The organism is Caulobacter sp. FV2ps19 (genome assembly GCF_058681035.1).
This window is the reverse complement of the sequence record NZ_CM178729.1, coordinates 2964549-2981479: the sequence shown is the minus strand read 5'-3', so window position 1 is coordinate 2981479 and position 16931 is coordinate 2964549. Positions and strand designations below refer to the sequence as shown.

Annotated in this window: 15 protein-coding genes; 12 read left to right on the top strand and 3 right to left on the bottom strand. The window is 64.6% G+C overall.

Annotation, left to right across the window (positions count from 1 at the left end; all coding sequences use genetic code 11):
• Window positions 1–649 precede the first annotated feature (649 nt).
• On the bottom strand, window positions 650–1165 hold the full coding sequence (locus ACW18B_RS14165; protein WP_492047668.1) for a GNAT family N-acetyltransferase: 516 nt from the start codon (window positions 1163–1165) through the stop codon (window positions 650–652).
• Between the two features lie 129 nt (window positions 1166–1294).
• Between ACW18B_RS14165 and secG the strand changes: the two genes are divergently transcribed.
• The 4 genes from secG to ACW18B_RS14145 all read left to right on the top strand — a co-directional run bounded on the left by secG (window position 1295) and on the right by ACW18B_RS14145 (window position 4852).
• Complete coding sequence (gene secG, locus ACW18B_RS14160; RefSeq protein ID WP_492047667.1) at window positions 1295–1735, top strand: preprotein translocase subunit SecG; 441 nt, start codon at window positions 1295–1297, stop codon at window positions 1733–1735.
• 76 nt (window positions 1736–1811) lie between these two features.
• The gene (gene pyrG, locus ACW18B_RS14155; RefSeq protein WP_492047666.1) at window positions 1812–3464 is read left to right on the top strand and encodes a CTP synthase; all 1653 of its coding nucleotides are present in this window, start codon (window positions 1812–1814) and stop codon (window positions 3462–3464) included.
• A 115-nt stretch (window positions 3465–3579) separates the two neighbouring features.
• Entirely contained in the window at window positions 3580–3762 is a 183-nt protein-coding gene (rpmF, locus tag ACW18B_RS14150) for a 50S ribosomal protein L32 (protein WP_007671126.1), read from the top strand.
• A 112-nt stretch (window positions 3763–3874) separates the two neighbouring features.
• Window positions 3875–4852, top strand: a complete 978-nt coding sequence (locus tag ACW18B_RS14145) for an aspartyl protease family protein (RefSeq protein ID WP_492047665.1) — start codon at window positions 3875–3877, stop codon at window positions 4850–4852.
• 2 nt (window positions 4853–4854) lie between these two features.
• On the opposite strand, the gene ACW18B_RS14140 is transcribed toward ACW18B_RS14145, so the two are convergent.
• Complete coding sequence (locus tag ACW18B_RS14140) at window positions 4855–5625, bottom strand: enoyl-CoA hydratase (protein ID WP_492047664.1); 771 nt, start codon at window positions 5623–5625, stop codon at window positions 4855–4857.
• A 111-nt stretch (window positions 5626–5736) separates the two neighbouring features.
• Here ACW18B_RS14140 and eno point away from each other — a divergent pair, with 111 nt between their 5' ends.
• The 8 genes from eno (at window position 5737) to ACW18B_RS14100 (ending at window position 15225) form a co-directional block, all read left to right on the top strand.
• Complete coding sequence (gene eno, locus ACW18B_RS14135; protein ID WP_492047663.1) at window positions 5737–7017, top strand: phosphopyruvate hydratase; 1281 nt, start codon at window positions 5737–5739, stop codon at window positions 7015–7017.
• A 381-nt stretch (window positions 7018–7398) separates the two neighbouring features.
• Window positions 7399–7695, top strand: coding sequence for an FtsB family cell division protein (locus tag ACW18B_RS14130; protein ID WP_492047662.1), 297 nt, complete (start codon window positions 7399–7401; stop codon window positions 7693–7695).
• A gap of 171 nt (window positions 7696–7866) precedes the next feature.
• On the top strand, window positions 7867–8898 hold the full coding sequence (gene pdhA / locus ACW18B_RS14125; protein WP_492047661.1) for a pyruvate dehydrogenase (acetyl-transferring) E1 component subunit alpha: 1032 nt from the start codon (window positions 7867–7869) through the stop codon (window positions 8896–8898).
• A 14-nt stretch (window positions 8899–8912) separates the two neighbouring features.
• Window positions 8913–10247 (top strand): pyruvate dehydrogenase complex E1 component subunit beta, encoded by a 1335-nt coding sequence (locus ACW18B_RS14120; protein WP_492047660.1) that lies wholly within the window; start codon window positions 8913–8915, stop codon window positions 10245–10247.
• A gap of 161 nt (window positions 10248–10408) precedes the next feature.
• Entirely contained in the window at window positions 10409–11701 is a 1293-nt protein-coding gene (locus tag ACW18B_RS14115; RefSeq protein ID WP_492047659.1) for a pyruvate dehydrogenase complex dihydrolipoamide acetyltransferase, read from the top strand.
• 24 nt (window positions 11702–11725) lie between these two features.
• Window positions 11726–12202 carry a glutathione peroxidase gene (locus ACW18B_RS14110; protein WP_492047658.1) on the top strand — a complete coding sequence of 159 codons (477 nt, stop codon included), beginning with the start codon at window positions 11726–11728 and terminating at the stop codon, window positions 12200–12202.
• 138 nt (window positions 12203–12340) lie between these two features.
• Complete coding sequence (lpdA, locus tag ACW18B_RS14105; protein WP_492047657.1) at window positions 12341–13741, top strand: dihydrolipoyl dehydrogenase; 1401 nt, start codon at window positions 12341–12343, stop codon at window positions 13739–13741.
• An 8-nt stretch (window positions 13742–13749) separates the two neighbouring features.
• On the top strand, window positions 13750–15225 hold the full coding sequence (locus ACW18B_RS14100) for a DUF6880 family protein (protein WP_492047656.1): 1476 nt from the start codon (window positions 13750–13752) through the stop codon (window positions 15223–15225).
• A 113-nt stretch (window positions 15226–15338) separates the two neighbouring features.
• On the opposite strand, the gene ACW18B_RS14095 is transcribed toward ACW18B_RS14100, so the two are convergent.
• Entirely contained in the window at window positions 15339–16892 is a 1554-nt protein-coding gene (locus ACW18B_RS14095) for an AMP-binding protein (protein ID WP_492047655.1), read from the bottom strand.
• Between the last annotated feature and the right edge of the window lie 39 nt (window positions 16893–16931).

Here is a 16931-nt window from a genome sequence, read left to right as displayed (position 1 = left end):
GGCGCGGGGCGACACGCTGACGGGATAGCTGAACCCTGGGTCCCGCGCATAAAGCGCGGGATGACGGGCTTTGTTGAGCCGAGCACGGGGATAAACGCCCCTCTATCCCCGGCAATGGCGAGGCACAGCTCCGCGATTTCAACACCTTACAACTTTCTCGCGCGAACTTATCCCCGGCGTTCAAACTGCCCGCATACTCAATCTCACCTGACAGCACGGGAAGGGCGCACGTACGGCGACCGTTGCGGCTGGCGGGGGTGGTCGAGCGGGTAGCGCCCGTCGGCCGTCGTCGAAGGCCCGGCGGGGTCTGGCGGAGCGTGGACACCCCTCGAGGACCGTCCCGTGTCGAGGCCAGGCCCGGACCGCCGGGAGCACCCCTCGCCGACGCCCGATGACGCGCAACAGGCATGGGCTGAAATCGCCCATGCGGTCTGGACGGGGTCGCTATCCCCTCCACCCGTCGGGGGCCTAGCTACCGGAGCGGGTTAAAACCCCGCCAGCCCGGCGATGCTCCCGAATAACGGCTGCGCGGAGCGTTCGTCTTCGTCGAAACGGTACTTAAAAACACTCTCATCCGGGCGAGGCCCGGACGCTCCGCAGCCCTTCCCATCCCTTCAGCGGGTTTCCGCGTGAGGCCGAGAACCCGCGCTTACAGTAGCAATCCATAAAGCCGGCAGTCCCGCCGCTCACCGTCGCGTTGGACATGACCCTTCAGATAACCCTCCGCCTCGAACCCCAGCCTCTCCAGCAGGCGCTCCGCACGCGTATCGCCGACATGGCTGCGGGCGATCAGGCGCTTGAGGCCGATCGAGGCGGCATGGGTCAACAGGGCTCTGAGGGCTTCCAGGCCATAGCCCTGGCCCCAGCCGTCGCGGGCGACGATGACGCGCAGTTCGGCCCGGCTGTGACGGCGATCGATATCGATCAGTTCGCAGCAGCCCAGAAAGTCGCCTGTCTTGGACTGGCGCACCGCCCAGTAATGGGCCTTGGCCTCATCCATCTGGGCGACCTGGGCGACCACGCAGGCTTCGACCTCATCAGGATCCTCGATGGCCGACTGGTCCCAATGGGCCATGACCTCGGGGTCGCTGAGGAACGGATAGACGAAGCGCGCATCCCCCACGGTCAGGGGCGTCAGATTCAGTCGTTCGGTTTCGAGGATCATTGCGTTCCACGATCTTGAGTTACCCGCCACCCTTCCCAGCTATGGCGTGCGCGCGCCGCTAGTGGTAGAGGGGCCGCTTCGTTTTTCACGACGGATCATCCCGTCGCCCGGATCGAGATCAGTCACCTCATGCTTATCGGCATCCTGCTCGCCATCAATATCGTCGTCTGCCTCGGCCTGATCGGCGTGGTTCTCCTGCAGCGTTCGGAGGGCGGCGCCCTGGGCGTCGGCGGCGGCAATACCGGCTTCATGACGGCGCGCGGCGCCGGTGACCTTCTGACTCGCATCACCTGGATCCTGTTCTCGGTGTTCCTGGTCATCAGCCTGGTCCTGACCATCCTGACCGGCCGGATGGGCAGCGGCTCGTCCGTGGATCGCCTGAAGATCGACAATCTCGACACCAAGACCCTCAACGCCCCGGTGGTTCCGACCGCGCCGGCCGGCGAGGCTCCCGGTTCGGCCCAGCCGGGCGCGATCCAGGCGCCGACCCCCAGCATCAATACGCCCCTGACCTCGCCCTCCACGCCGGCCGCGCCGGCCCCGAGCCCTGCTCAAGCGCCTGCCCAGTAAGCGTTTGCAGCGAAAGCTGTTGATGAACGTCGGTCTTTTCGCCGCGATCGCCGAATCGCGGGTAATCTGAGCGCCCATGACCCGGTACATCTTCATCACCGGCGGCGTGGTTTCCTCGCTTGGAAAAGGCCTCGCCTCCGCAGCGCTCGGAGCGCTCCTCCAGGCTCGTGGCTACAAGGTCCGCCTTCGTAAGCTCGACCCTTATCTCAACGTCGATCCAGGCACGATGAGCCCGTATCAGCACGGCGAGGTCTTCGTGACCGACGACGGCGCCGAGACGGACCTCGACCTGGGCCACTATGAGCGCTTCACCGGCGTGTCGGCCACCAAGGCCGACAACATCACGACCGGCCAGATCTACAAGACGATCATCGAGAAGGAACGGCGCGGCGACTATCTGGGCGCGACCGTCCAGGTGATTCCGCACGTCACCAACGAGATCAAGGATTTCGTCCTGTCGCCCGCCATGGACGAGACGGGCGAGAAGCCGGTCGATTTCGTGCTGGTCGAGATCGGCGGCACGGTCGGCGACATCGAAGGCCTGCCGTTCTTCGAGGCGATCCGCCAGCTGCGCCAGGACCTGCCGCGCGGCCAGAGCTGCTACGTCCATCTGACCCTGCTGCCGTTCATCAAGACGGCCGGCGAGATGAAGACCAAGCCGACCCAGCATTCGGTCAAGGAGCTGCGCTCGATCGGCATTCAGCCCGACATCCTGCTGTGCCGCTGCGAGCAGGACATCCCGGTCGAGGAAAAGCGCAAGATCGCGCAGTTCTGCAACGTGCGGCCCAGCGCCGTGATCCAGGCGATGGATAGCTCGTCGATCTACGCCGTGCCGATCGACTATCACCACGAAGGCCTGGACGCCGAGGTGCTGGACGTGTTCGGCATGAGCGACGCGCCCAAGCCCGACCTGTCGCGCTGGGAAGCCATCGACGAGACCGTCAATCATCCCGACGGCGAAGTGACCATCGCCGTGGTCGGCAAGTACACGGTCCTCAAGGACGCCTACAAGTCGCTGATCGAAGCGCTCCATCATGGCGGCCTGGCCAACAAGGTGAAGGTCAATCTCGACTGGGTCGAGAGCGAGACCTTCGAGGGGGATCCCGGCGCCGCCGCGGCCCGCCTGCAGAACGCTCACGCCATCATGGTGCCCGGCGGCTTTGGCGAGCGGGGCGCGGAAGGCAAGATCCGCGCGGCCCAGTTCGCCCGCGAACGCAAGGTGCCCTATTTCGGCATCTGTTTTGGCATGCAGATGGCGGTCATCGAGACCCTGCGGAATGTCGCCGGCATCGCCGACGCTTCCTCCAGCGAATTTGGCCCCACCGACCGTCCGGTCGTCGGGATCATGACCGAGTGGATCAAGGGCAATGAGACGGTCCAGCGCCGCTCTGGCGACGATCTGGGCGGCACCATGCGCCTGGGGGCCTTCGACGCCGTCCTGACGCCGGGAAGCAAGGTCGCCGCGATCTATGGCGGCACGGCCATCAGCGAGCGCCACAGGCACCGCTACGAGGTCAATATCGGCTACAGCCACCGGATGGAGGAATCTGGCCTGAAGCTGACCGGGCGGTCGCCTGACGGCGTCCTGCCCGAAATCGTCGAACGCGATGACCATCCGTGGTTCATCGGCGTGCAGTTCCACCCGGAACTGAAGAGCCGTCCGTTCGCCCCGCACCCGCTGTTCGCCAGCTTCATCGCCGCGGCGAAGGAGCAGGGCAGGTTGGTTTAACAGGCGCTGTTGCATGTCTGAAGAGTTTCAGGCATAAGCGCGCCCTCACGCGGCGACCTGGGTTTTCCCGAGTCGCCGCTCTCGATTTTCACGCTCAACGAGCAGAGTCACTTCGATGGCCGTTCCTAAAAGAAAAACTTCGCCTTCTCGCCGGAACATGCGCCGGTCGCACCACGCCCTGGGCGCCAATTCCTTCGTGGAAGACAAGGACTCGGGCGAACTGCGCCGCCCGCACCATGTTGACCTGAAGACTGGCCTCTACAACGGCAAGCAGATCCTCACCCCCAAGGAAGACTAAGGTCTCGCCTTCAAGGCTGTGAGTTGGAAAACGCCGCCCGGTTTGCCGGGCGGCGTTTTTCGTCATTGGCGTCGAAAAAAGTGTTAGCGTGATCGAACAAGGGAGGTTCCCCATGTTCACACGCCGAAGCATAGCGGCGGGACTGGGTCTTTCGTTCATGACCCATCAGGCGCTGGCCCAATCGCTGGCCCCTGTTCCGCTGGCCCCTGTTCCGCTGGCCCCTATTCCGCTGGCCGAGCCCGTCCTGATCCTCGACGCCTCTATGGATCCCGATGATCGCCTCACCGTCGCGGTGATGCTCAATGGCCTTGGGCCGTTCCAGTTCATTGTCGACAGCGGCGCCGACCGCAGCGTGCTGTCTCAGCCCCTCGCAGATCGGCTGGATCTGGTCCGGGGGGCGGACGTCCTGGTCCATGGCGTCGGAGGCTCCCAGATCACCCGCACGGCTCGGGTTGACCGGCTGACGGTCGGCGACGCGCGGCTATCCAACGTCAGTCTGCCGGTGTTGCCCTCCGAACGGGTCGGCGCCGACGGCCTGTTGGGCGTCGACATCCTGGAAGGCCGCAATGTGATCATGGACTTCCGCAACCGGAAGCTTGAGGTCCGTCGCAGTCGATCCGTCTTGGATCTGGTTCGGCTGCCGCGTGAGGTCTCGGTCGTCGCCGACGACCGGTTTGGTCGGCTAACGGTGGCCGACTGCAAGGTCGCCGGGGCGCGGGCCCTGGCGTTCATCGACAGCGGCGGCGGGGTCAGCATCGGCAATATGGCCCTGTCACGAGCGATCGCGACCCGGCGGCGGCGTCTCGACGATCCTCAACCCGCCCAACTGATCACCGCGTCCGGGGAAATGACCGTGGGGGAGTTCCGGATCGCTCCGTCCCTGACGCTCGGCGAGCTGCGGATGACCAATGTGCCCATGGCCTTTGGCGATGTGCACATCTTTGATGTCTGGCGACTCAATGACCGACCGGCGATTCTGCTGGGCGCCGATATCCTGCGGCTGTTCGCGCGGGTCGAGCTGGATTTTGGCGCGGGCAGGGTGCTGTTTCGGATCGGTGGGGTCACCCAGCCCCAGATCCTGAACGCCTGACCCTACTGCTCCCGGCCCCGCGCCTGGATCTGAGCGCGTCGAGCCTCGACGGCTTGCGGTGTGACCTTGCGATTGTGGGCGCTGGAGCGTTCGTGCTCGAGTTCCAGGCCTTTGCGGAACGACCGGGCGAAACCATCGTCGATCAGGCGTTTGTAAAAGCTCAGGGTTTCCACGGGGATCGAGGCGATGTCGGCCGCCAGTTTGAGCGCCGTTGGCATCAGGTCTGCGGCGGGCACCACGCGGTTCACAAGGCCCCATTCGGCTGCGGTTTCGGCCGACAGGAAGTTGCCGGTCAAGGACAGTTCCTTGGCGCGATAGATCCCGATCAGGCGCGACAGCTTCTGGGACAGGCCCCAGCCAGGCATGATCCCCACTCGGGCGTGGGTGTCGGCGAAGCGGGCGTTCTCTGAGGCGATCAGGATGTCGCAGGCCAGGGCCAGTTCGAAGCCGCCGGTGATGGCGACGCCGTTGATCGCGCCGATCACGGGCTTGCGGCACTGCTCGATCGCCTTGACCGGGTTGGATTCGGCGTCCTGATCATTGGCGGCGCTCATCGCCTTGGGGTCGCTGCCGAGTTCCTTGAGATCAAGGCCAGCTGTGAAGGCCTTTTCGCCGGCGCCGGTCAGAACCACGACGCTGATGGCGGGGTCCGCGTCCAGTTCGAACATCACGGTATTCAGCGACGCCCGGAGCGCCTTGGACAGGGCGTTCATCGCCTCCGGCCGGTTCAAGGTCACCACAGCGATGGGGCCGCTCTTTTCGACGGTCAGCATGACGTTCTCCCTACAAGCCCGATGATCACGGGCTGTTTTGAAGGGAAGTCAAGTTGCGCGCGGCGGGCTTGCCAGCTAAGGCTCCCGCGCCTTTTGCCTTGAGGAACCGCCATGACCGAGATCGTCGATATCATCGCCCGCGAAATTCTCGATAGCCGGGGCAACCCGACGGTCGAGGTCGATGTGATCCTCGAGGACGGCGCATTTGGCCGCGCAGCGGTCCCTTCAGGCGCCTCCACGGGCGCTCATGAAGCTTCGGAAAAGCGCGACGGCGACAAGAGCCGTTATCAAGGTAAGGGCGTCCTGCAGGCTGTAGACTCGGTCAATGGCGAAATCTTCGACGCTCTGTCGGGCGTTGACGCCGAAGACCAGCGCCGGGTCGACAATCTGCTGATCGGTCTGGACGGCACGCCGAACAAGGCGCGTCTGGGCGCCAACGCCATTCTCGGCGTCTCGCTGGCGACGGCCAAGGCCGCCGCCGAGTCCGCCGGCCTGCCGCTCTACAAATATGTCGGCGGGGTCAATTCCCGCGTCCTGCCACTGCCGATGATGAACATCATCAATGGCGGCGCCCATGCCGACAATCCGATCGACATCCAGGAATTCATGATCCTGCCCACGGGCGCGCCGACTTTCAGCGAGGCTCTGCGCATGGGCGCGGAGATCTTCCATGGCCTGAAGAAGGCCCTGAAGGATGCGGGCCACAACACCAATGTCGGCGATGAGGGCGGCTTCGCGCCCAATCTCGCTTCGGCTGAGGCGGCGCTCGACTTCATCGTCAAGGCCGGCGAAGCCGCAGGCTACAAGGCCGGCGACGACTTCGTCCTGGGTCTGGATGTGGCTTCGACCGAGTTCTTCAAGGACGGCAAGTACCATCTGGAAGGTGAGGGCAAGACTCTCGATCCGGCCGGCATGGTCGACTATCTCGCCGGCCTCGCCGCCAAGTTCCCGATCCTGTCGATCGAGGATGGCATGGCCGAGGACGACTTCGAGGGCTGGAAGCTGCTGACCGAGGCCTTGGGCAAGAAGGTCCAACTGGTTGGCGACGACCTGTTCGTGACCAATCCCAAGCGCCTGCAGATGGGTCTGGACATCGGGCTGGCCAACTCGATCCTGGTCAAGGTCAACCAGATCGGCACGCTGTCGGAAACCATCGACGCCGTCGATATGGCGCACCGCGCCGGCTATACCAGCGTCATGAGCCACCGCTCGGGCGAGACCGAGGATTCGACCATCGCCGACCTGGCCGTCGCCCTCAACTGCGGTCAGATCAAGACCGGGTCGTTGGCCCGCTCTGACCGGTTGGCGAAGTACAATCAGCTGCTGCGGATCGAGCAGATGCTCGACGATCAGGCCGTCTACGCCGGCCGCGCGGCGCTGAAGGGCCGCTAGGCTCGGTTTCAGCCCGGCTTGGATTTCGAAAGGCGCGGTTCTCGATGGGAGCCGCGCCTTTTTCTTGCCCGGTAAACCCAAAGCAACTGTTCGAATTTGCGTCGATTGCGATGCTTGCGCGCCCAGCGGTCTCGACTACCCCAAAAGCTCGCTCCCATTTTTTCTATAAGCGAGCGTCAGACCTTCTTCGCCCACCGAAAAGCGCCCTTCGCGGACGCGAAGAGGGCGCCGCGATGCGGTATCTAGATGCCGATGAAACCATCTCAAATGAAAGCATTGGACTCGGGGCGCTGCATGGACAGATCGACACTTCGTGAGCCCTTGTTCAGAAGGCGTTAAACACGATCTGAGACTATGAAAATCCCTTCCCGGGATTTCCAGATGTTCGCCCGACTGCAACCCTTCCTGCCGACTGCGGCGATCATTTTCTTGATCTTCTACTTCGTGTTTCACGCGCTGACGGGAGAACGCGGTCTGTTATCGACCTCGCGGCGTAACGCTGACTTCGCTGCCAAGACGAAGGAACTCAAGAAGATCCACGCAGAGAGGATGGACCTGGAGGCCCGGGCTCGTCTATTACGCAGCGGCAGCCTGTCGGCGGATCTTCTGGAAGAACGCGCACGTTCTCTCCTAGGATATGCCGACCCGAAGGACTATGTGATCCGAACCAAGCGCTAGCGCGGTTAGATCGTGGGCTTCGGCGCTGGTTGAAGATCGTTCCTGGGTCATCCGAACCGGGAGCGATCATGGCGTGACATGATGAGCATTTCCTTCGCGGAACCGACGACTCATTCGGCGGGACATGCTCTGGGATGAAGGCCGCGATGAAGATTGGCCAAGGAGATTTGAATGGCGCGTACGCGCAAGGGTGAGGCTTCCGAGGGCAAGACGAGTGACACCGGTGTCAACGTCTTCGTCGGCAAGGAAGAGCTTCTCAAGTTCTATCAGAGCATGCTGCTGATCCGTCGCTTCGAGGAGCGCGCAGGCCAGCTGTACGGCATGGGTTTGATCGGCGGGTTCTGCCATCTCTATATTGGTCAGGAAGCCATCGCGGTCGGCATGCAGTCGATCCAGCAAACGGGCGACCAGATCATCACGGGTTATCGTGATCACGGCCATATGCTGGCTGCGGGCATGGATCCCAAGGAAGTCATGGCCGAGCTGACTGGCCGCGCGGGCGGTTCGTCGCACGGCAAGGGCGGCTCGATGCATATGTTCGACATCGCCACCGGCTTCTACGGCGGTCATGGCATTGTCGGCGCGCAGGTTTCACTCGGCACCGGCCTGGCTCTGGCCAACAGCTACAAGGGCAATGGCAACGTGTCCTACGCCTATATGGGCGATGGCGCGGCCAATCAGGGCCAGGTCTATGAGAGCTTCAACATGGCCCAGCTGTGGAAGCTGCCGGTCGTGTACGTGGTCGAAAACAACCAGTACGCCATGGGCACCAGCGTCGAGCGCTCGGCGTCGGAAACCGCTTTCCACAAGCGCGGCGTCTCGTTCCGGATCCCGGGCGAAGAAGTCGACGGCATGGACATCGTTGCTGTGCGCGAAGCCGGCGCCCGCGCCAGCGAGCATGCGCGTAGCGGGCAGGGGCCCTACATCCTCGAGATGAAGACCTATCGCTATCGCGGCCACTCGATGTCGGATCCGGCCAAGTACCGCACCAAGGAAGAGGTCGATGAGGTCAAGCACACGCGCGACCCGATCGATCACATCAAGGAACGCCTGGCCAAGGTCGGCGTCACCGAGGACGACCTGAAGGGCATCGACGCCGAGGTGAAGCGCATCGTCGCCGAAGCCGCTGAATTCGCCCGCACCAGCCCCGAGCCGGATCCCTCCGAACTCTACACCGACGTCTACTTGGAGGCCGCCCAGTGAGCGTGGACATCCTCATGCCCGCCCTCTCGCCCACGATGGAAGAGGGCACCCTGGCCAAATGGCTGGTCAAGGAAGGCGACGCCATCAAGGCTGGTGACGTGATCGCCGAGATCGAGACCGACAAGGCGACGATGGAAGTCGAAGCCGTGGACGAAGGCGTGATCGAAGCGCTGCTGATCGCCGCCGGTTCCGAGAACGTGAAGGTCAACACGCCGATCGCCCGTCTCTCGGGCGAAGACAGCGCAGCGCCTTCGGCGCCGACCGCAGCCGCTGAGTCGGCTCCAGCTGCCGCACCGGCTTCGGCCGCCGCAGCCCCGATCGCCGCCGCCTCGAGCTTCGCGGATCCGGAAATCCCCGCCGGCACGCCGATGAAGAAGATCACCGTGCGCGACGCCCTGCGCGACGCCATGGCCGAAGAGATGCGCCGCGACGACCGCGTGTTCCTGATGGGCGAGGAAGTCGCCCAGTATCAGGGCGCCTACAAGGTCAGCCGCGACCTGCTGCAGGAGTTCGGCGCCAAGCGCGTCATCGACACCCCGATCACCGAGCACGGCTTCGCCGGCATGGGCGTCGGCGCGGCGATGGCCGGCCTCAAGCCGATCGTCGAGTTCATGACCTGGAATTTCGCCATGCAGGCGATCGACCACATCATCAACTCGGCCGCCAAGACGCTCTACATGTCGGGCGGTCAGATCAAGTCGTCGATCGTGTTCCGCGGCCCCAACGGCGCCGCCTCGCGGGTCGGGGCCCAGCACAGCCAGGACTACGCCGCCTGGTATGGCAATGTCCCGGGTCTGAAGGTCATCGCGCCCTACGACGCGGCCGACGCCAAGGGCCTGCTGAAAGCCGCCATCCGCGACCCCAACCCGATCGTCTTCCTCGAACACGAGATGATGTACGGCATCGAGTTCGACATCCCCGATGTCGAGGACTATGTCGTGCCGATCGGCAAGGCCAAGGTCCGCCGCGAAGGCACGGACGTCACCCTGGTGGCCTATAGCCGCATGGTGGGCTTCTCGCTGAAGGCCGCCGAGGAACTGGCCAAGGAAGGCATCTCGGCCGAGGTTGTCGACCTGCGGACCATCCGTCCGATGGACCACGCGACGATCCTGGAAAGCGTCAAGAAGACCAACCGTCTGGTGACGGCCGAGGAAGGCTGGGGTCCGATGGGCGTCGGCGCCGAGATCGTCGCCCGCATCACCGAGCACGGCTTCGACTATCTGGATGCGCCGCCCCTGCGCGTTTGCCAGGAAGACGTGCCGCTGCCCTATGCCGCCAACCTGGAAGCCCTGTCGTTGCCGTCGGTCGAGAAGATCGTCGCGGCCGCGAAGAAGGTTTGCTACCGCTGATGAAGGAGCGGCTCATGTCTGGCGGGGCGGCGTTGATTGCTGCAGACCTGTCGGATGTGAGCCGCTTCGATGTCGGCCAAGAACAACACCTCGCCCCGTTGCGAGATCGCGCGGACGACGGCCCGGCCGAAAACGTCCCGAACGCTTGAGGAAGAAGCTCAATGTCGATCGACATCCTGATGCCCGCCCTGTCCCCCACGATGGAAGAGGGCACCCTCGCCAAGTGGCACGTGAAGGTGGGCGACACCGTCAAGGCCGGTGACGTGATCGCCGAGATCGAAACCGACAAGGCGACGATGGAAGTCGAAGCCGTCGACGAAGGCGTGGTCGAGGCCATTCTGGTCGACGCCGGGACGGAGAACGTCAAGGTCAACGCCCTGATCGCCAAGCTGACCGGCGAGGGCGACAGCCCGGCTCCGCCGCCCGCAAAAGCGCCTGATAAACCGGACAGCGCGAAACCGGACAATACCCCCGTTTCGACCCCACAAACCGGACAAGCTGCACAATCGTCTGCGCCGGTTCCGGCCGCCGCCGACGGCGCCCGCGTCTTCGCCTCGCCCCTGGCCCGACGCCTGGCCAAGGCCGCCGGTCTGGACCTGAAGAGCATCAAGGGCACGGGCCCGCATGGTCGCGTGGTCAAGACCGATGTGGAAGCCGCCGGCAAGGGCGGCGTCGCCGCCGCCAAGGCCGCGCCGTCTTCGGCTCCGGCCGCCGCGGCCGCGCCGCGCCAGGCGCAATCTCTGGAGCAGATGGGCATCCCCGCCGGCTCCTACGACCTGATCCCCTTGGACGGCATGCGCAAGACGATCGCGCGTCGTCTGACCGACAGCTTCCGCGACGTGCCGCACTTCCCGCTGACGATCGATCTGGACATCGACGGCCTTCTGGCCGCCCGCGCCAAGATCAACAGCCTGCTGGAGAAGGACGGCGTGAAGGTGTCGGTCAATGACATCATCATCAAGGCCGCCGCCGTGGCCCTCAAGCGCGTGCCGGAAGCCAACGCCTCCTACACGCCCGAGGGCATCGCCATGCACCACCATGCGGACATCGCTGTGGCCGTGGCCGTGGACGGCGGTTTGATCACGCCGATCATCCGCGCCGCCGAAACCAAGGGCCTAGCCCAGATCTCGGCCGAGATGAAGGACCTGGCCGCACGCGCCAAGACCAAGAAGCTCAAGCCCGAGGAATTCCAGGGCGGCACCTTCTCGGTGTCCAATCTGGGCATGTTCGGCATCAAGGCCTTCGCCTCGATCATCAACGAGCCGCAGGGCGCGATCATGAGCGTGGGAGCCGGCGAGCAACGCCCGGTGGTCAAGAACGGCCAACTGGCCGTGGCGACCGTGATGACCGTGACCCTGACCTGTGATCACCGCGTGGTCGACGGCGCGATCGGCGCCAAGTTCCTGGCGGCTTTCAAGCCGCTGATCGAAGAGCCGCTGACCCTGATCGTTTAAGCAGAACAGGGCAGGGAGCGCGCCATGTCAGTCTATGACTATTCCGCCAAGACGCTGGACGGCCAGGACGTGAGCCTGGCCGACTATCGCGGTCAGGTTCTGCTGATCGTCAACACGGCCAGCAAGTGCGGGTTCACCCCGCAGTACGAAGGCCTGGAGGCGCTCTATCGCGCCTACAAGGATCGCGGCCTGACGATCCTGGGCTTCCCGTGCAACCAGTTCGGAGCCCAGGAGCCTGGCAATGCCGAGGAGATCGCGAACTTCTGCTCGCTGACCTACGACGTGACCTTCCCGATGCTGGCCAAGATCGATGTCAACGGCCCCTCGGCCCACCCGCTCTACGCGTTCCTGAAGAAGGAACAGAAGGGCCTGTTGGGTTCCGAGGGGATCAAGTGGAACTTCACGAAGTTCCTGATCGACCGGGACGGCGAGGTCGTCGAGCGTTTCGCCCCCACCACCAAGCCTGAAGACCTCAAGGTTGCCGTCGAGGCGCTGCTGTAGGTGTTTTTAGCGAAGCGGCTTCCGGTTCGCGTCAAGAAAATGCGTAAAAACAAATAGTTCCCAAGGTTGGCTTGCAGGCCGATCGATCGACGCTGACCCGGCTCCCCCCGGATCGCGTCCCGGAAAGGGTAAGACACCATGTCCACGGAATTTGATCTCGTCGTCATCGGCGCCGGTCCTGGCGGTTATGTGGCCGCGATCCGCGCCAGCCAGCTGGGTCTGAAGACGGCGATTATCGAGCGCGAAAACCTGGGCGGCATCTGCCTGAACTGGGGCTGCATCCCGACCAAGGCGCTGCTGAAGTCCGGCGAGATCTTCGAGCAGCTGTCGCATCTGGACAGCTATGGCCTGTCGGTCGAGAAGCCGTCCTTCGACTTCAACAAGATCATCGAGCGGTCGCGCGGCGTGGCCAAGACCATGTCCAGCGGCATCGCCTTCTTGATGAAGAAGCACAAGATCGAGGTGATCGAGGGCGAGGCCAAGCTCGAAAAGGGCAGCCCGGCGCCCAAGGTCGTCGTGGCCCTGAAGGCGGGCGGCAGCCGCACCGTTCAGGCCAAGAACGTCATCCTGGCCAGCGGCGCCCGTGCCCGCAACATCCCCGCCATTGGCGCTGTCTCGGACGGCGAGAAGGTCTGGACCTATCGCGACGCCCTGGCGCCCAAGTCCATGCCCAAGTCGCTGGTCGTCATCGGTTCAGGCGCCATCGGCATCGAGTTCGCCAGCTTCTATCGCGCCCTGGGCGCCGACGTCACCGTCGTGGAAGCCGTGGACCGCATCATGCCCGTTGAGGACGCCGAGGTCTCCAAGGCCGCCCAGAAGGCCTTCGAGAAGCGCGGCATCAAGTTCCGGATCGGCGCCAAGGTCACCAAGATCGACAAGACCGCCACCGGCGTGTCGGTGTCCGTCGAGGTCGGCGGCAAGGCCGAGCAACTGACGGCCGAGAAGTGCATCGTCGCCATCGGCATCGTGCCCAACACCGAAGGGACCGAGGCCGTTGGTCTGACCCTGGATCGTGGCCACGTCACCACCGGCAAGCACGGCGAAACCAATGTCCCGGGCCTCTACGCCATCGGCGACGTCGCCGGAGCGCCCTGGCTGGCGCACAAGGCCAGCCATGAGGGCATCCACGCTGCCGAGTTCATCGCCGGCTACAAGGCCCCCGCCGTCCACTCGCCCATCCCGGGCTGCACCTATGCCAATCCGCAGGTCGCCTCGGTCGGCTATACCGAAGCCGCCGCCAAGGCCGCTGGCATCGACGTCAAGGCGGGCCGCTTCCCGTTCAAGGTCAACGGCAAGGCCGTGGCCGCGGGCGAGACCGAGGGCTTCGTCAAGACGGTGTTCGACGGCAAGACCGGCGCGCTGATCGGCGCCCACATGATCGGCCACGAAGTCACCGAAATGATCCAGGGCTTCGTCACCGCCATCACGCTTGAAGCGACCGAGGAAGATCTGCACGGAATCGTCTACGCTCACCCGACCATGTCGGAAGCCATGCACGAAGCCGCGCTCGACGCTTATGGCCGGGTGCTTCACATCTAGGGATACGGATGGCGCGCGCCAAGGCGACGACGACAGGCATACCGGCCAAGGCTTCGGCCAAGACGCGGAAGGGGTCCAAGACCACCCTTTCCGAGGCCAATCTTGCCGATCTGGGCGCCGAGCGGCTGGCCGCCATCCTGATGGACCTGACGGTCGACAGCTACGTCAAGCGCGCGCTGAAGCTGGAACTGCTGGTTGAAGCCAGCGGCGACAGCCTGGCCGTCGAGATTTCCAAGCGGCTGGCGGCGATCGGCAAGGCCACCTCGCGCATCCATTGGCGCAAGCGCGCCGCCTTCGCGCGCGAGCTGGATCTGCATCGCGCCATGATCGTGCGGCTGGCCGCCACGGACGCGAAGACCGCCTTGGGCCTGATGCTGGATCTGCTGGACCTGGCCAATCCGGTGCTCGACCGGGTCAATCAGTCCGAAGGCGTGATCGCCGATGTCTTCGTCGAAGCGCGGGACGGCCTCGGGGCCATAGCCCTGGACGCCAAGGCCGCGCCGGCGGATCTGGCCGATCGCGTGGCCAAGCTGATCCTGTCCGACGACCACGCGCTCTTTGGCGCGCTGATCGAGGTCCTGGCCCCCGCGCTTGGACCGGCTGGCCTGGGTCGACTGCGCCAGAATTTCGAGACGACTCTGGCCGGGCGAGCCACCCGGCACAACGCCGCCTATGACGTGCGCTCGGCGATGCTCCGCGACGGGCTGCGGCGGTTGGCGGACCTGTCGGGTGATGTCGACGCCTATGTCGCGACCTTCGCCGCGCCGCACCTCAAGGCGCCTCTGGTCGCTACCGAGATCGGACGGCGGTTGCTGGCGTCCGGGCGGCCGGAGGAGGCGCTGGCCGCCCTGAAGGCCGGTGCGCCGTCGGACAGGTCGCGAGGGCAGGATCCCGAAGGTCTCGCCGAGCGCGACGCCTGGGAGGAGGTCTATCTGGACGTCCTGCAGGCCAGTGGCCGCCAGGACGAGGCGCAGCGCCGCCGCTGGGCAGCCTTCGAGACGACCCTGTCGATCTCCCGCCTGCGATCCTTCCTGAAGGGTCTGGCGGATTTCGACGATGTGGTCGCCGAGGATGACGCCAAGAAGATCGCCGCCGAGTTTCATCGCGTCGACGCCGCCCTGGCGTTTTTCCTGGGCTGGCCGGATCTGGCCGCCGCGTCGCGACTGATCCTGCATCGGCATGGGGCTATCAACGGCGCTGATGAGGCGCTGTTGACCACCGCCGCGCGTCGCCTGGAGGGCGGCTATCCGCTGGCGGCGACACTGCTGCTGCGGGCCATGGTCCTGCAGACCCTGACCTACGGCGTCGCGGCTCGCTACAAGCCTGCGGCTCAGCATCTCCTTGAAATCGAATCCCTGGCGCCGATGATCGCCGACTTTGGCGAGTTTCAGGATCATCAGGCCTTCATGGATGATCTGCGCACCGCCCATGGCCGCAAGCAGGGCTTCCGCGCCGAGCTGGAAGCCCTGGGCGGCGTGTTCTAGAGCATTTTTCGATCCAATTGGATCGACCAAATGCTCTAGTCTTTTGTTTTAAGGCATTTTCTGACGACGAACCGGTATCCACTTCGTCGGAAAATGCTCTAGCCACGCCCCGCTCAGGCGGCCTTGGCGTCCTGATCGGCCATTCGCTGGATGGCGACATAGTCTGTCTTGCCACTGCCCAGGACGGGAACTTCCGGCACCTTCAGAATCTTGCGCGGAACGGCCAGTTCCGGCGCCCCGATGGTCTGAGCGTGGGCCACGAGATCCGACACCGCCGCGTCGTGACGGTCGGTGACCAGCACCAGCTTTTCACCCTTGCGCTTGTCAGGCATCGAGATCACCGCGTGACGCCCCTCAGGCCACACCGCCGAGGCGAGGTCTTCGGCCGCCATCAGCGACACCATTTCGCCGCCGATCTTGGCGAAGCGCTTCACCCGGCCCTTGATGGTGATCCAGTGATCGTCGGTCATCGAGACCACGTCGCCGGTGTCGTGCCAGCCCCCCTCGGGCGCGTCGACGCCGCCGTCCTCGCGCAGATAGCCCAACATGATGTTGGGGCCGCGCACCATCAGCTTGCCGCCGCCGGTGATGCCCTCGACCGGTTCGACCCGGTGTTCCTGGCCCGGCAACAGGGCCCCGACCGTCCCACGACGGTTGTCTTCGGGCTTGTTCACGGCGATGACCGGGGAGGCTTCGGTGGCGCCATAGCCTTCGAGGACCGGCACAGGCCCGAACTTTTCATGAATGAGGTTGTGGGTCTCTTCCCGAACCTTTTCAGCGCCACAGACAATAAACCTCAGGCCAGACAGCTCGTCGCTTTCCGAGGCGCGCGCATAGTGGTTGAGGAAGGTGTCGGTCGCGAACAGGACCGAGGCGCCGGTCTCCTTGACCAGGGCCGGGATCTGCTTGGTGTGCAGGGGCGAGGGATACTGGAACGCCTTCATGCCCTTCAGGATCGGCAGGATGACGCCGCCCGTCAGGCCAAAGCAGTGGAAGACGGGCAGCGGGTTGAAGAACACCCAGTCGGGATCCAGCGCGATATGGGCGGCCACCTGTTCAGCGTTGGTGACCATATTGGCCTGGCTCAGCACCACGCCGCGCGGGGCGCCGAAGCTGCCGGAGGTGAACAGTACGACGCCGCGATCGGACGGCTTGGCCGGGGCGCGGAACTGGCGCGGGAACTGGCCGGCGACGGCGGCGAACAGCTTGTCGCCCAGACCGATCGTGCCCCGCACATCTTCCAGATAGGTGATCGTCGCTTGTGCGCCCAGGGCGTCGACGATGTCATGCAGATTGCCCAGTTCGATGAACTTGTGCGCCGTCAGCACGCGCTTGACCTTGGCCAGGGCGCAGGCGGCCTTCAGGTTGCGCAGGCCGGCGGTGAAGTTGAGCATGGTGGGCACGCGGCCAAAGGCGTGCAGGGCGAAGAAGGTGACGACCGCCGCCGAGCCCGAGGGCAGCAGCACGCCGACATTCTCGCCCGGCTCGGTCATGGCCGCGATCTTGCGGCCCAGGGCGAAGCTGGCGCGGATCAGGTCGGTATAGCTGAGGGGATTACGATCCTGATCCTCAAGAATGTGTTTTTTGGCGCCATAGGTGTCGCGCGCGTCGATAAGGGCGTCGAAGAGGGCCTTTTGACCGTCTTCTGCTTTGAAATCTAACGCCATCCCGGCGAAACCTCCCCGAAAAGCGTCAGCGCTTTCGTT

Bases quoted from the DNA above. Each gene is read 5' to 3' on its own strand.
- ACW18B_RS14165 (WP_492047668.1), bottom strand. From the start codon at position 1,165: ATGATCCTCGAAACCGAACGACTGAATCTGACGCCCCTGACCGTGGGG.
- secG (WP_492047667.1), top strand. From the start codon at position 1,295: ATGCTTATCGGCATCCTGCTCGCCATCAATATCGTCGTCTGCCTCGGC.
- pyrG (WP_492047666.1), top strand. From the start codon at position 1,812: ATGACCCGGTACATCTTCATCACCGGCGGCGTGGTTTCCTCGCTTGGA.
- rpmF (WP_007671126.1), top strand. From the start codon at position 3,580: ATGGCCGTTCCTAAAAGAAAAACTTCGCCTTCTCGCCGGAACATGCGC.
- ACW18B_RS14145 (WP_492047665.1), top strand. From the start codon at position 3,875: ATGTTCACACGCCGAAGCATAGCGGCGGGACTGGGTCTTTCGTTCATG.
- ACW18B_RS14140 (WP_492047664.1), bottom strand. From the start codon at position 5,625: ATGCTGACCGTCGAAAAGAGCGGCCCCATCGCTGTGGTGACCTTGAAC.
- eno (WP_492047663.1), top strand. From the start codon at position 5,737: ATGACCGAGATCGTCGATATCATCGCCCGCGAAATTCTCGATAGCCGG.
- ACW18B_RS14130 (WP_492047662.1), top strand. From the start codon at position 7,399: ATGTTCGCCCGACTGCAACCCTTCCTGCCGACTGCGGCGATCATTTTC.
- pdhA (WP_492047661.1), top strand. From the start codon at position 7,867: ATGGCGCGTACGCGCAAGGGTGAGGCTTCCGAGGGCAAGACGAGTGAC.
- ACW18B_RS14120 (WP_492047660.1), top strand. From the start codon at position 8,913: ATGCCCGCCCTCTCGCCCACGATGGAAGAGGGCACCCTGGCCAAATGG.
- ACW18B_RS14115 (WP_492047659.1), top strand. From the start codon at position 10,409: ATGTCGATCGACATCCTGATGCCCGCCCTGTCCCCCACGATGGAAGAG.
- ACW18B_RS14110 (WP_492047658.1), top strand. From the start codon at position 11,726: ATGTCAGTCTATGACTATTCCGCCAAGACGCTGGACGGCCAGGACGTG.
- lpdA (WP_492047657.1), top strand. From the start codon at position 12,341: ATGTCCACGGAATTTGATCTCGTCGTCATCGGCGCCGGTCCTGGCGGT.
- ACW18B_RS14100 (WP_492047656.1), top strand. From the start codon at position 13,750: ATGGCGCGCGCCAAGGCGACGACGACAGGCATACCGGCCAAGGCTTCG.
- ACW18B_RS14095 (WP_492047655.1), bottom strand. From the start codon at position 16,892: ATGGCGTTAGATTTCAAAGCAGAAGACGGTCAAAAGGCCCTCTTCGAC.